Raw genomic sequence first — 12,768 nt, 5'->3', positions numbered from 1 at the left:
TTGTGGCGCTCCTTGGGAACCGCTGGCCGCTGCACCCGTTGGAAGCCCGACACCGCAATGGGAGAGAAATATGGAAACCTATGATCCACACAAGAGCACGACGGATGTACGACAGGCCAGTTCGCGCAAGATGAACCTGCGCGTGCTGATCATTTCGCTGGTCGGCATTGTTGCGCTGTTTGTCATCCTCTACGTCGTGTTTGCCCTGACGCAAACCACGGCGGCTTGAGCGATGGCCCGTTCACTGCGGCGGTAAACGCGGGCCGATCTCGTGGCAGACCCTAGTTGCTGCGGGCCTTTCGGCGCTGCGGTGCGCAATTTCCGGCTTGCTCGAAGATCTCGGCGATGCGATCGGGCGAGACGCCCGGCGAGAACAGGAACCCTTGTAAGGTATTGCAGCCCATTTGTCCGAGGATGGTTGCCTGTTCCTCGGTCTCGACGCCTTCGGCTGTCACCTCGATGTCCATGGCATGGGCGAGCTGAACTATGGCGCGGGTAATCGCCACCGACACGTGGCCTTCGGTGAGCTGCATTACGAAGGAGCGGTCAATCTTGATCCGGTCGACGGGGTAGCGCTTGAGATAGCTCAGCGACGAATAGCCGGTCCCGAAATCGTCCAGCGCAATGTGGATGCCCGACGCGCGGAACGTACGCAGGTTCTGTGCAGAGGTGTGCTCGTCATCGAGCAGGATCGACTCGGTGATTTCCAGTTCGAGGTCGGATGGCCGCATGCCGGTGCAGTGTAGAATGTTGAAGACCTGTGCCGCAAAACGGGGGCTGCGCAACTGGGTCGGTGAGATATTGACCGCGATGGTGCGTCCGGGGGTTTGGGCGCCCAGTTCGCACGCCCGCTGCAACACGAACTCGCCCAAGATGTCGATCATCCCAGTGCTTTCGGCGACGGGGACGAAACGCGCCGGAGAAATCTGTCCGTATTTGGGATGGTTCCAGCGCGCCAGGGCTTCCGCGCCGACGACCATCCTACTTTGTTGGTCAACCAGCGGCTGAAACACTACCGAGAGCTGGTCGCCGCGGCGCAGGGCGATCCGCAGCTCTGCCTCGATGGTGTGCTGCAGCTGCAACAGCTCGTTCATACGTTCTTCGTACACCGCAGCGCGATTGCGACCACTGGCTTTGGCCTCATAGAGCGCAATGTCGGCCTTGCGGATCAGCTCGCGCGGTTCGGCTATGCCACCTGTGGTGCTGACAATGCCGATGCTGACGCCGACAAACGCGCTGAAATGACTGAGCTCGAAGGGACGGCCGATGGCTTCGATGATGCGGCTGGACAAGCCTATTGTGTCAAGCGGAGCATCCCGGGCGACGGAGAGGATGGCGAATTCATCGCCACCGAGGCGGGCAATCAGCATGTCGTCGCCGACAATCTGACGCAGGCGCGCGCCGACTGCACAGATCAGTTCATCCCCGGCCTGATGCCCCAGTGTGTCGTTGACCTGCTTGAACCGGTCCAGGTCGAGCATCAGCAGGGTGACATGCGCACCAGCGGCGTGGCCTTGGGTCAGGGTCTGGGCCAATTGGCCATCAAAGGTCATGCGGTTGGGCAGGCCCGTCAGCTTGTCATGGGCCGCCTGATGCTCGGCACGGATACGGCCGGCGTCCAGTGCCTTGGAGGACCGCCATAATTGCCGGATCAAGAGAAACACCAGGATGCCGGCGATGATGAAGGCGACGATGAGGGCCGGTGCGGTGTGGAGCAGCATGGTCTGGCCAGGGCTGTCTGGCAGCCACTCGAAGAAGCCGATGATGCGCCAATTGCTGTTCAGCAGGGGATAGGAGGCCACGTTGGGCAGGCCGCTTTGCAGCAGCGAAAAGCTGGCGTCCTGGAACAGATATTCGCCGCGAAGGCGTGTCGAAAACGCAGCGTCGAGCAACACGATTCCAACAAGAACCGTTTCGGAGCCGTCGATCTGGCGCAGGTTGCGGCTGTCGGAAACGACAGGCATGACGCTGATGATCGCGGGCGTGTTGTCGATCACCACGAACTCGGCAATCGAGACTGGGACATCGGTCTCGCCGTCATTGTAGGGTTTCATCCCGCCATCGGCGATCGTGCTGCGCAATTGATCCACCAGTGGCATGGTTGCAGCGGCGACATCGGAAAAGGCGGATGGGTCGGCGGCGCCGCCGTCGATCATCATGTATTTGGGGCGGTTGTCGGCATCAAGGACAGCCACACGGTCGTGGCCGAAGAAGTCGTACATCCACTTGCCCAGATTGATGTGCACCCATTGCCGGTCGAAGGCGAACTTGGCATTGATCAAGGCGTCGTCCCAGATGGCCACGCTTTCCTGGTCGTGGCGAATCTCGTCGCGTTTCGCCGACAGCACCTGTTCGACCATAGTTACCTGGCGCTCAAAGGCGCGTGCGTCCACGCTGGCCGTGGACCAGAACACAAAGCCAAGCACGGCGGCGGCGGTTACAAGAAGGGCCAGAACAACCGGCAGCAATACACCGGTGGTGAAGCGCCAGTGCTCGGGCGTCGTTGATTTTATACGCATTAACTAGCCGAACTAAGCCCTAGAGGGTTTGATTCTAAGCCGAGTAGACTTGCGGTCTGGTTACCAATGCCGGCCAAATATGACGGGCTCAGTTGTTTTCCTTGAACAAAACCTCGCGGTCCTGGGTGAAGTTGGCAAGCAGCGGGATTGCTGCGCCACCCATGGCGCGGGCGCCATTGCCGAGGCTGCCCTCGACCAAGGCGAAGGGCGACAGCCCCTGTTGATTGACGCTGTCAATGGCAAGCCGCGTGCGCTCGATGATCCGCTTGCGCACGCTGACGGGAAAAGCTCCATCGATCACCACGGTTTCGACGTCGATCACCGCAATGGCGGCGACGATGGCATAGGCGAGGCTCTCGGCCACTTCCTCGATCCAGTTGTCGAGCGCAGGCCCCAGATTGTCGCCCCAGTCATCGGGCGATTGCCAGAGGATTTCGGCGCGGCGTCCCTGCTCGATCAGCTTGCGCTCCAGCACATAGATCGAGGCAACACCCATTAACTGGCCGGGTCGGTGACCCGGCAGTCGATTGTGGGCCGGCATCGAGCCGAGGGCTGCGGCATTGCGGGTTCTGCCCGGGAACAGGTGGCCGTCAAGCACCAGGCCGCCCCCGATGAACGAGCCGATATAGACATAGAGATAGTCCACATAGTCGGCACCGCGGCCAAACATCAGCTCGGCGGCGCATGCCGCTGTAATGTCGTTGGAGTAATATACCGGCCAGTCGCAGAGCTGGGCAAGTCTGGCGCGGATGTCCACATTGCGCCAGGCCGCAATGTCGGCAACAGGGGCGCCGATTTCTTCAGCCCAGGTCCACATTTCATAGGGGGCGGCAATGCCCAGGCCTGCGATCCGGGCGACCGTGGTGGCGGACAGGTCGGCCTGCAATTGCGACAGCCCGGCCACGGCGAAGTCCTGAACACCTTGCGGGGTCGGATAGGCATAGGTCTGGTGCAGCAGGCACTGAACCTCGCCAACAAAATTGATGAGGTAGAGATCGACACTCCGGCGGCCGATCTTGAGGCCGAAGGCAAAGGCACCCTCTGGATTGAGGGAATAGGGAACGGATGGTTGGCCAACCCGGCCGCGTACCACATTGCCACGCCGAAGCAGGCCGTCTGCTTCCAGTTGATTGATAATTATCGAGATGGTCTGCGGCGACAGACCGGTCATGCGCGCAATATCTGCCTTGGGCAGGGTGCCATGCTGGCGGATCAGCGACAGAACCAGCCGCTCATTATAGAGCCGCACGCCAATCTGGTTGGTTCCGCGATTCAGGTCACCTGACCGATTTCTGCTCGCATCCGCCATCGTCACCGGGCCCCTCCGTTAAGGGTTTGCACTACCCTTTGACACCGCCATTGGCGATAGCGCGCGAAAAAATGCAATCAATTTCATTGCTTTGCCGCCTCCTTCCCATGGCCAGCAAAGAGGATTGGCTATTGGCTGTCAATTAATAAATCATGTGGATTAATTTATTGACAGGCCTGAGGTGATTTGTTGATCATGGCCGCGCAGTCCGAGGTCGGCAGAGGAAAAAGGATGACGGTCCGGACAGGGCAATGACCGCCAACAGGCGGCGTGGGCTCGATGACAAACATTCTCGGGAGGAGAAACCATGGGTAAGTTCTTGAAGGTCGCGGCCGCCGGGGCCGTGATGCTGGGTCTGATGTCCGGCACCGCGGCCTATGCACAGGAGGCCATTGTCGGCCTCATCACCAAGACCGAGGGTAATCCGTTCTTCGTCAAGATGCGCGAGGGGGCCCAGGCCAAGGCGGACGAACTGGGGATTGAGCTGCGTACCTTTGCCGGCAAGTTCGATGGGGACAATGATAGTCAGATCGCCGCTATCGAAAACCTTATCGCTTCTGGCGCCAAGGGCTTCGCAATCGTTCCATCTGACTCAAGTGCCATCGTGCCGACTATTCAGCAGGCCCGGGATGCTGGATTGCTGGTGATTGTGCTGGATACGCCGCTGGACCCGATCGATGCGGCCGATGCCACCTTTGCCACCGATAACCGCAAGGCCGGCGAACTGATTGGCTCCTGGGCCAAGGGGACGCTTGGCGATGCAGCTGCCAATGCCAAGATTGCCTTCCTGGATCTGGCAGTGAACCAACCGACCGTCGACTATCTGCGCGATCAGGGCTTCATGGCCGGCTTCGGGATCGATGTGAAAGACCCCAACAAGTATGGGGACGAAGACGATGCGCGTATCTGCGGGCACGAAATGACCGGTGGCGCCGAGGACGGTGGCCGCACCGCCATGGAAACGCTGCTGCAGAAATGCCCGGACATCAACGTCGTCTATGCGATCAATGAGCCGGCCGCTGCCGGTGGCTATGAGGCGCTCAAGGCTGCCGGTCGCGACGATGGCTCCGTGTTGATCGTGGCCGTCGATGGCGGCTGCCCCGGCGTTGCCAACGTCAAGGATGGCGTGATCGGCGCGACCAGCCAGCAATATCCGCTGCTGATGGCCTCGATGGCGATGGAAGCGATCAAGAAGTTCGCTGACACCGGTGAAAAGCCGGCCGTGACTGAAGGCCTCGACTTCTTTGACACCGGCGCGACGCTGGTGACCGACAAACCTGTGGCCGGCGTTGAGTCCATCGACACGACCAAGGGCGCCGAACTCTGCTGGGGCTAGTGGTCCCATTGAATGACAGCAACTGCCCGCGGACTTGATCCGCGGGCAGGGCCGAACAGGCGGGCGGCAGGTTGGAGCATTGAGAATGTCGGGAGGACATCTGCATGAGTGAAGACGCGGCCGGTTCGGCCTCAGCGGAAAAGGGATTGGCGGGCGCGGCCCAGTCGGTGGCGAGCTTTGAGGAAGATGCGCCCAGCCCGATGCGGCGGCTACAGGCGTTCCTGCATGCCTATCCGACAGCGATACCCTTCATCGTGCTGATCGTCGGCATTGCCGTGTTCTCGCTGGCGGCCGGCAGCAAGTTCTTCGCGCCGTTCAACCTGTCGCTGGTGCTGCAGCAGGTGACCATTATCGGCATTCTCGGCATTGCCCAGACACTGGTGATCCTGACGGCCGGCATCGATCTTTCGGTCGGTGCCATCATGATCCTGTCATCGATCGTCATGGGCCGCCTCTCTGTGGTTGCCGGGGTGCCGGTCGAGATCAGTTTCGTGCTGGGGATCATGACCGGCATCCTGTGCGGGCTGATCAACGGCGTCCTGGTGGCGGTGGTCAAGCTGCCCCCCTTCATCGTGACCTTGGGCACTTGGTCGATTTACGGCGCCATGGTCATCTTTATCTCCCAATCGGAGACCATCCGCAGCCAGGACATCGCGGCCATAGCGCCGATGCTGCAATGGATGGGTGCGCGTGTCGCCCTGGGAGGCGGGGCAATCCTGACCGCTGGCTCGATCATGATGATCCTGATCGCGGCGGTGGTCTGGTATATTCTCAATCGAACGGCCTTTGGCCGCCATATTTATGCCACTGGCGATGATCCGGAAGCAGCGCGGCTGGCCGGTATCAATACCAAGATGACGCTGATCGGCGTTTATACATTGGCCGGTTTCATCTGCGCCATTGCCAGCTGGGTGCTGATCGGACGGGTCGGGGCAGTGTCGCCTCTGGGCAGTCAGACTGCCAATCTCGATTCCATCACTGCGGTGGTTATTGGTGGTACGTCGCTGTTTGGCGGGCGGGGTTCCATAGTCGGTACGCTGCTTGGGGCGCTGATCGTGGGCATGTTCCGCAATGGCCTGGCGCTCGCAGGCGTGGATGCGCTGTGGCAGGAATTTGCCGTGGGCGCCCTCATCATCCTCGCCGTTACCATTGACCAGTGGATCCGGAAGATTTCAGCATGAGCCAGGAATCCAGTCTGTCCCAGCCTGTTGCGGGCCTCACCGCGACGCCCATCGCCGGCCCCCAGCCGATCCTGTCGGCGCGGGGATTGCAGAAGCGCTATGGCCGCGTGGTGGCGCTCGACAATGCCGATTTCGACCTGATGCCGGGTGAGATTCTGGCGGTTATCGGTGACAACGGGGCGGGCAAGACCAGCCTGATCAAGGCGCTGTGCGGGGCCATGATTCCCGACGCCGGGGACATCAGGCTCGATGGGTCGCCGGTGCATTTCAAGTCGCCAATGGAGGCGCGGATGGCGGGAATCGAGACCGTCTACCAGAACCTGGCCCTGTCGCCAGCGCTGTCGATTGCCGACAACCTCTTTCTGGGCCGCGAGATGCGCAAGCCTGGGCCAATGGGCAGCCTGTTTCGCCTGTTGGATCGTTCCACCATGAACCGGCTCGCCCGCGAAAAGCTCAGCGAATTGGGGCTGCTGACCATCCAGAATATCAATCAATCGGTGGAGACACTGTCGGGCGGGCAGCGCCAGGGCGTGGCCGTGGCGCGGGCGGCGGCGTTCGGCTCCAAGGTGGTGATCATGGACGAGCCGACTGCGGCGCTGGGCGTCAAGGAAAGCCGGCGGGTGCTGGAACTGATGCTGGACGTCAAGCGACGGGGGCTGCCGATCGTGCTGATCAGCCACAACATGCCGCATGTGTTCGAGGTGGCCGACCGCATTCATATTCATCGGCTGGGCCGGCGGATCGCGGTGATCAATCCCAAGGACTTTACCATGTCCGATGCGGTCGCGATCATGACTGGGGCAATGCAGCCGCCGACCCCTGCGTAAGGCTTCGATCGGCAGTTTGCCACTTTCGTTGCCCTGGCACGATGGCTAGGCTCGCTCGACGCATGCGATACCATCCAATGAACTGGGATATCCGATGACCAAAGTCCGCGCGCTTGTTCTCGAACGCCAGCATGAACTGGCAATCCGGGAGATCGACCTGCCGCTCGAGGTGGGGCCGGGCATGGTCAAGATCGCCATTCATACCGTGGGCGTCTGCGGCTCGGATGTGCATTACTACACCCATGGCAGGATCGGCCCCTTCGTGGTCAACGCGCCGATGGTGCTGGGCCACGAAGCGGCGGGAACGGTGACCGAGGTCGGTGCAGGCGTGACCCATCTCAAGATCGGCGACCGGGTCTGCATGGAGCCGGGGATACCCGACCCCAATTCACGCGCCAGCCGGCTTGGTTTCTACAATATCGACCCCGCGGTGCGCTTCTGGGCGACGCCGCCGATCCATGGGGTGCTGACGCCCGAGGTTGTGCATCCGGCCAATTACACCTTCAAGTTGCCCGACAATGTCAGCTTTGCCGAAGGCGCGATGGTCGAACCCTTCGCGGTGGGCATGCAGGCGGCCTACAAGGCCAGCATCAAGCCCGGCGATACGGCAGTGGTGCTGGGGGCGGGGCCCATTGGCACTATGGTCGCCATTGCGGCGCTGGCCGGTGGCTGTGCGCGGGTGATCGTCGCGGACCTGGCACAGCCCAAGCTGGATATCGCGGCGCGGTATCAGGGGGTGATCCCGGTCAATATCCGCGAGAAGAACCTCGTGGCGGAGGTCAAGCGCCTGACCGAGGATTGGGGCGCTGACGTGGTGTTCGAATGTTCAGGTTCGCCGCGAGCCTGGGAGGCGATCATGGACCTGCCACGGCCCGGCGGAACCATCGTCGTCGTCGGATTGCCGGTCGATCCGGTACCGGTCGACATTGCGGCGGCGTCGACCAAGGAATTGCGGATCGAGAACGTCTTCCGCTATGCCCATCAATATGATCGCGCCATCGCGCTGTTTGCATCGGGCCGGGTCGATCTCAACCCGCTGATTTCGGCGACCTTCGATTTCGAGGACTCGGTCAAGGCGTTCGACCGGGCTGTCGAAGCGCGGCCAAGCGATGTGAAGCTGCAGATCAAAGTAGCCAGATAAGGAAGCGGAATATGGATCTCGGGTTGCGCGACAAGGTGGCGATCGTCACGGGCGGCACGGCAGGTATCGGGTTGGCGGTCGCCGAGGGACTGGCGGCAGAAGGCGCCAATCTGGTGCTGGTGGGCCGCGACGCGGCCAAGGCCGATGACACCGCCGCCTGGGTGGCCGACAAGCATGGCGTCATCGCGACGGCCATCGCCGCCGATGTGGCGACGGCAGAGGGGTGCAATGCCATCATTGCCGGTACACGCAAGGCCTTTGGCGGGGCCGATATCCTGATCAACAATGCGGGCACGGGCTCTAACGAGACCATCCAGCAGGCCGATGATGCCAAATGGCAATATTACTGGGACCTGCATGTGATGGCTGCGGTGCGACTGGCACGGGGCGTGGTGCCCATGATGAAGCAGCGCGGCGGTGGGGTCGTCTTGCACAATGCCTCGATATGCGCCGTGCAGCCGCTCTGGTATGAGCCGATCTACAACACCACCAAGGCCGCCTTGATGATGTTTTCCAAGACGCTCTCGACCGAGGTGGCGGGCGACAATATTCGCGTCAACACAATCAATCCCGGCCTGGTGCTCACCGGCGACTGGATCAAGACCGCCAAGCAGCTCAAGGGCGACCAATGGGAAGCGCACCTGCAGGGCGTGGCCGATGAGGCGGGTGGGATGAAGCGCTTCGCGACCCCGGAAGAGCTGGCGCATTTCTTCGTTTTTATGTGCTCGGACAAGGCGAGCTACTCGACAGGCAGCACCTATTTCGTCGATGGCGGCTGGTTGAAGACGGTCTAGATCACGGAACCTCGTGGCGGCTGCCGGGTTGTCTGCCCAGCGTCAACACGAGGTTTTCACAATGGATGTCGGCAACGAATTCGGTTTCGTGCAGACCTATCTGCCCCAGCATATCATTGCCATTCGTCTGCTGATCGCCGCCATTCTGGGCGCCATGATCGGGTTTGAGCGCGAGGTTCACACCGCGGGTGCCGGATTGCGCACCCATATCCTGGTGGCGCTGGCTGCGGCGCTGTTCACCATTCTTGCCTTCGAAATCTTCCACACCATCACGCCCGATATCGGCGACTCGCGCGCCGATCCGATCCGCGCCGTCGAAGCGGTAACGGCCGGCATCGCGTTTCTGGGTGCCGGTGCAATCTTTCGCAGTGGGGCAGGGGTGCAGGGACTGACGACGGGCGCGGGCATGTGGCTGGCGGGTGCGGTCGGGATTGCCTGCGCGCTGGGCTATTACATCATTGCCGTCGGCGTGGCGCTATTGGCCGTCATGGTGCTGGCTGCGCTGCGCGCCTTTGCCCACAAGACTGTCGGCAAGGACCGGGAACTGGTCGAGACGGAAAAAACCTGAACCGGCGCTTTGGGCCGCGGGGAGAAGCAATGGATCCAGTCATCAGCGCCGAGGGACAAGGCGCGCTGCCCGAAAATGCTTCTCCCCCCGTGCGGACACGACCGGGAGGTGTCGTGACCGCGCGCAGGCGACGGCCCACTTGGAGGAGCCGCCGCGTCCCCGCTATCGGCGTGATCGCCGGTTGCAGGGAATGGGGTGGCGGAGAGATCGCTTGGGAATGCAGGTCCGGCTTGCACCGATCTTGCAGCATCTCTCCCCGCCGAGGCATGTAACCTGTGGACGCAGGAGTTACATGCCAACTGCATCCAGGCGCTGATTGCGCGCCCAGAAACTGACAATGCCAGCTGCTTCGCGCCGATAGGCGTCCAGTTCAGCCTGGCGAAAGAACACGGCCGCCGCACCTGCTTCATGCAGGGTCTCTCGGCTTGCCTGATCCAGCGTATGGGCCATGACCACAACCGGAACGCCCTTCTGGCGCATCAAGGCATGGATCGACCGCACGAATTCGACATTGGCGCCGCTATGGGCTTTCAGGTCGACGATCAGCAGGCTTGGCCAATTGCCCTCGGGATCGGCCAGCACGGCCTCGAGCCGGGCGCGGCCGTCCGCGGCATCGCCAAAGCATTCGATGGCGGGGGAGCCATGGGCCAGCAGCATGCGGGTCAGCAGACGCGCCGAATGCGGATCATTGTCCACCAGCGCCATGTAGGGCGCGTTATCCACAACAGTGTTCATGAAATACCTTCGGGTCCGTAGCGGGCGGGCCAAGCTGAGAACAGAACTGACAAACCCCGGCGCGCACGGGAGCGTGGCGGAGCAGTTGCCGGAAAACTGGATGGTCGAGTGGTGCGGAGGCCGTGGCCAGCCGATCTAAATGTCACCTTTATGACGGCGACGAGCGGGCTATGATGCAGTTCTTCCGCGCGTGACAGGCAAGCTAGGGTAAATCGAGGGTAAGACGCGCTTGCGTTTTACATGTAACGCGTCACAATCCCGCAGAGACTGGAGATATGCTTGGACAAAGCCATGCCACAACGCGAGGACGTTCTGGCTGCCCTTGGTCGCGTACTTGGCTGGGCCGAGATGGCGCGTTCGCCTCAGCTTGGCCGGTTCCTCGCCTATATCGTGGAGCGGACCCTGGCCGGCGAGGGGCACACCATCAAGGCCTATTCGATTGCCGTCGATGTGTTTGGCCGCCCCGCTGATTTCGATCCGCAGACCGATCCGATTGTACGCGTCCAAGCCCGTCGCCTTCGGGGCCTGCTCGATCTGTATTATTCCGGCGAGGGAAGCGCAGAATCGGTGCGCATTCTGCTGCCGATCGGGCGCTATGTGCCGGAGTTTCAAAGCCGGGGTATCGAGGAACCGGTGATTGCGCCGGCGCCGTTTGCCCTGGTCCCGGAGCCGCCCAGGCCGGGCCTGTCTCTAAACGGGGGCATCGTCTCCTGGCTTGTGCTGCTGGCGCTGACCCTTGGGCTTGGCGCTCTGGCCTATTCATTTTCGAGTTTTGGGCCGCCGGCGCCGTCCTTACAGTTGGACGAGATCCGCAATGAACGCCCAAGCGTTACGGTCGTTGAGTTTCAGAACCTGACCGGCGATGAGAACCAGTTGCCATTGGTCGCGGGCCTCGCCATCGAACTGGTGACGGACCTTGAGCAGTTCGAAGAGATCGACGTTCGCTATGGCGGTGGGGGCGGGGAAACGGCCCTGGCGGCCAATGGCAGCGATTTCGTGCTCACCGGGATCATGCGGCTCAGCGAAGGCGTCGCGCAGTATAGCGCCATCCTCACGGAAGTGGCATCGAGCACCGTGGTCTGGAGCCAGGCACTGGCTGTCGAGGTGAGCGACAGCGTGCCGGCACGCTCGCTGGACAGCATTTCGCGATCGCTGACGCTCGTTTTGGCCAGCCCGCGCGGGCCGTTGCATAGTCCCGCCCGGCAGTGGTTGGCGGCGCAAACCTCGCTTGCGGGGGCGGAGAGCCTCTATATCTGCCATCTGCTGTTCGATATTTATCGGGAGACCGGTGCCCTGGCGGATGGGGAGCGGTCCAGCGCCTGCTTTGCCGTGTTGCCGGAAACGCAACGACAGACGGCCGAGGCGCGCGCCGCCAGCGCGAGCCTTTCGGTCGAACTCAGCCAGCCATCAGCTTCGGACGAGCTGATTGCCGCAGCCGATGCGGAACTGAGGCAGGCTATCGATATGACGCCCGTGAGCGGCTTTGTGTGGGAGCAGCGGGCGCGGTTGCTGGAATATCTGGGGCAGCGCGAAGCGGCGCGCTCGGCCTATGGCTCGGCGGTGCAGCTTAATCCGGCCAATTCGGATGCGCTCGCCGCGTTCTCGCGGCTGCTGGTCTTGCGCGGTAGCGTCGATGAAGCGCGACCGATGGCGCGGACGACCATCGAGGTCTCGCCGCTGCCCCCCAGCTGGTATCATGGGGCGCCGGCCTTGATTTCCTTGCGCGATGGGGATTTTCTCGCCGCCATAGGCCATGCCGCCATCTACGCGCAGGTCGATCGCGAGATCGGCCCGATCGTGGCGGTGATGGCAGGATTGCGCTCCGGGGATGGCGGGGTCGTCAACCGCTACTTGCCGCAGGTGCTCGAGGTCGCGACGTTTCGAACGCACGGCATTCTCCCCGAATTGCGGCGCCGGATCAGTGACGAGGCCCTGTTACGGGACATCAGCACCGCGCTTGTCGAGGCCGGGGTGCCGGTCCAAGCGTTGACGCAGGCCTTCTAGGCTTGCGCGGTCCAGGACTGCTAGTGGGTCGACGACTGTGAGAACAGGTTGATGATCAACACGCCAGCCAGGATCAGGCCGATGCCGATCAGGGCCGGCAGGTCCAGGGTTTGCCCATAGACAAAATAGGCAATGATCGAGACCATTACGATGCCGACGCCTGACCAGATTGCGTAGCCAATGCCGACGGGAATCGTCTGCAGAGCCAGCGAGAAAAAATAGAAGGTCACGCCATAGCCAACCACCACTACGATGGTGGGGACAAGCTGAGTGAAACCGGCGGAGGCGCGCAGGAAGGAGGTTGCGATCACCTCGCCCACAATGGCGATGGCGAGATAGATCAAGCCGTTCATG

The 12,768-nt window shown here is 62.0% G+C and carries 12 protein-coding genes; 8 read left to right on the top strand and 4 right to left on the bottom strand.

Translation table 11 applies throughout. The features are described from left to right. Positions 1-70: 70 nt before the first annotated feature. Positions 71-229: a hypothetical protein gene (locus tag BUA69_RS21070; protein ID WP_160300105.1), complete on the top strand. Its 159-nt coding sequence runs from the start codon at positions 71-73 to the stop codon at positions 227-229. A 52-nt stretch (positions 230-281) separates the two neighbouring features. On the opposite strand, the gene BUA69_RS16320 is transcribed toward BUA69_RS21070, so the two are convergent. Then, positions 282-2,519, bottom strand: a complete 2,238-nt coding sequence (locus BUA69_RS16320; protein ID WP_046134247.1) for a bifunctional diguanylate cyclase/phosphodiesterase — start codon at positions 2,517-2,519, stop codon at positions 282-284. A gap of 88 nt (positions 2,520-2,607) precedes the next feature. Continuing rightward, entirely contained in the window at positions 2,608-3,828 is a 1,221-nt protein-coding gene (locus tag BUA69_RS16315; protein ID WP_046134246.1) for an ROK family transcriptional regulator, read from the bottom strand. Positions 3,829-4,135: 307 nt separating this feature from the next. Between BUA69_RS16315 and BUA69_RS16310 the strand changes: the two genes are divergently transcribed. The 6 genes from BUA69_RS16310 (at position 4,136) to BUA69_RS16285 (ending at position 9,675) form a co-directional block, all read left to right on the top strand. Next, entirely contained in the window at positions 4,136-5,164 is a 1,029-nt protein-coding gene (locus BUA69_RS16310; RefSeq protein WP_046134245.1) for a sugar ABC transporter substrate-binding protein, read from the top strand. 104 nt (positions 5,165-5,268) lie between these two features. Beyond that, positions 5,269-6,345, top strand: a complete 1,077-nt coding sequence (locus BUA69_RS16305) for an ABC transporter permease (protein ID WP_046134244.1) — start codon at positions 5,269-5,271, stop codon at positions 6,343-6,345. Next, the gene (locus BUA69_RS16300) at positions 6,342-7,172 is read left to right on the top strand and encodes an ATP-binding cassette domain-containing protein (protein WP_082093731.1); all 831 of its coding nucleotides are present in this window, start codon (positions 6,342-6,344) and stop codon (positions 7,170-7,172) included. The genes BUA69_RS16305 and BUA69_RS16300 overlap by 4 nt, the downstream gene beginning before the upstream one ends. Before the next feature lie 94 nt (positions 7,173-7,266). Next, the gene (locus tag BUA69_RS16295; RefSeq protein WP_046134243.1) at positions 7,267-8,313 is read left to right on the top strand and encodes an NAD(P)-dependent alcohol dehydrogenase; all 1,047 of its coding nucleotides are present in this window, start codon (positions 7,267-7,269) and stop codon (positions 8,311-8,313) included. A gap of 11 nt (positions 8,314-8,324) precedes the next feature. Further along, a complete protein-coding gene (locus tag BUA69_RS16290; RefSeq protein ID WP_046134242.1) occupies positions 8,325-9,107 on the top strand; it encodes an SDR family NAD(P)-dependent oxidoreductase in 783 nt (260 codons plus the stop codon). 61 nt (positions 9,108-9,168) lie between these two features. Continuing rightward, positions 9,169-9,675, top strand: a complete 507-nt coding sequence (locus BUA69_RS16285; protein ID WP_046134241.1) for an MgtC/SapB family protein — start codon at positions 9,169-9,171, stop codon at positions 9,673-9,675. Positions 9,676-9,963: 288 nt separating this feature from the next. Here BUA69_RS16285 and BUA69_RS16280 read toward each other — a convergent pair whose 3' ends face one another. Beyond that, positions 9,964-10,410, bottom strand: coding sequence for a response regulator (locus BUA69_RS16280; protein ID WP_143154555.1), 447 nt, complete (start codon positions 10,408-10,410; stop codon positions 9,964-9,966). 291 nt (positions 10,411-10,701) lie between these two features. Here BUA69_RS16280 and BUA69_RS16275 point away from each other — a divergent pair, with 291 nt between their 5' ends. Then, positions 10,702-12,414: a hypothetical protein gene (locus BUA69_RS16275; protein WP_143154554.1), complete on the top strand. Its 1,713-nt coding sequence runs from the start codon at positions 10,702-10,704 to the stop codon at positions 12,412-12,414. A gap of 20 nt (positions 12,415-12,434) precedes the next feature. Here the strand turns inward: BUA69_RS16275 and BUA69_RS16270 are convergent, their stop codons facing one another. Beyond that, positions 12,435-12,767: a DMT family transporter gene (locus BUA69_RS16270; RefSeq protein ID WP_046134238.1), complete on the bottom strand. Its 333-nt coding sequence runs from the start codon at positions 12,765-12,767 to the stop codon at positions 12,435-12,437. Position 12,768: the final 1 nt, after the last annotated feature.

It is taken from the genome of Devosia limi DSM 17137 (genome assembly GCF_900128975.1).
GTDB lineage: Bacteria > Pseudomonadota > Alphaproteobacteria > Rhizobiales > Devosiaceae > Devosia > Devosia limi.
The sequence above is the reverse complement of the archived record's forward strand: the minus strand, read 5'-3'. Positions and strand labels throughout refer to the sequence as shown.

Bases quoted from the DNA above. Each gene is read 5' to 3' on its own strand.
- BUA69_RS21070 (WP_160300105.1), top strand. From the start codon at position 71: ATGGAAACCTATGATCCACACAAGAGCACGACGGATGTACGACAGGCC.
- BUA69_RS16285 (WP_046134241.1), top strand. From the start codon at position 9,169: ATGGATGTCGGCAACGAATTCGGTTTCGTGCAGACCTATCTGCCCCAG.
- BUA69_RS16270 (WP_046134238.1), bottom strand. From the start codon at position 12,767: ATGAACGGCTTGATCTATCTCGCCATCGCCATTGTGGGCGAGGTGATC.
- BUA69_RS16305 (WP_046134244.1), top strand. From the start codon at position 5,269: ATGAGTGAAGACGCGGCCGGTTCGGCCTCAGCGGAAAAGGGATTGGCG.
- BUA69_RS16290 (WP_046134242.1), top strand. From the start codon at position 8,325: ATGGATCTCGGGTTGCGCGACAAGGTGGCGATCGTCACGGGCGGCACG.
- BUA69_RS16310 (WP_046134245.1), top strand. From the start codon at position 4,136: ATGGGTAAGTTCTTGAAGGTCGCGGCCGCCGGGGCCGTGATGCTGGGT.
- BUA69_RS16300 (WP_082093731.1), top strand. From the start codon at position 6,342: ATGAGCCAGGAATCCAGTCTGTCCCAGCCTGTTGCGGGCCTCACCGCG.
- BUA69_RS16275 (WP_143154554.1), top strand. From the start codon at position 10,702: ATGCCACAACGCGAGGACGTTCTGGCTGCCCTTGGTCGCGTACTTGGC.
- BUA69_RS16315 (WP_046134246.1), bottom strand. From the start codon at position 3,828: ATGGCGGATGCGAGCAGAAATCGGTCAGGTGACCTGAATCGCGGAACC.
- BUA69_RS16280 (WP_143154555.1), bottom strand. From the start codon at position 10,410: ATGAACACTGTTGTGGATAACGCGCCCTACATGGCGCTGGTGGACAAT.
- BUA69_RS16320 (WP_046134247.1), bottom strand. From the start codon at position 2,519: ATGCGTATAAAATCAACGACGCCCGAGCACTGGCGCTTCACCACCGGT.
- BUA69_RS16295 (WP_046134243.1), top strand. From the start codon at position 7,267: ATGACCAAAGTCCGCGCGCTTGTTCTCGAACGCCAGCATGAACTGGCA.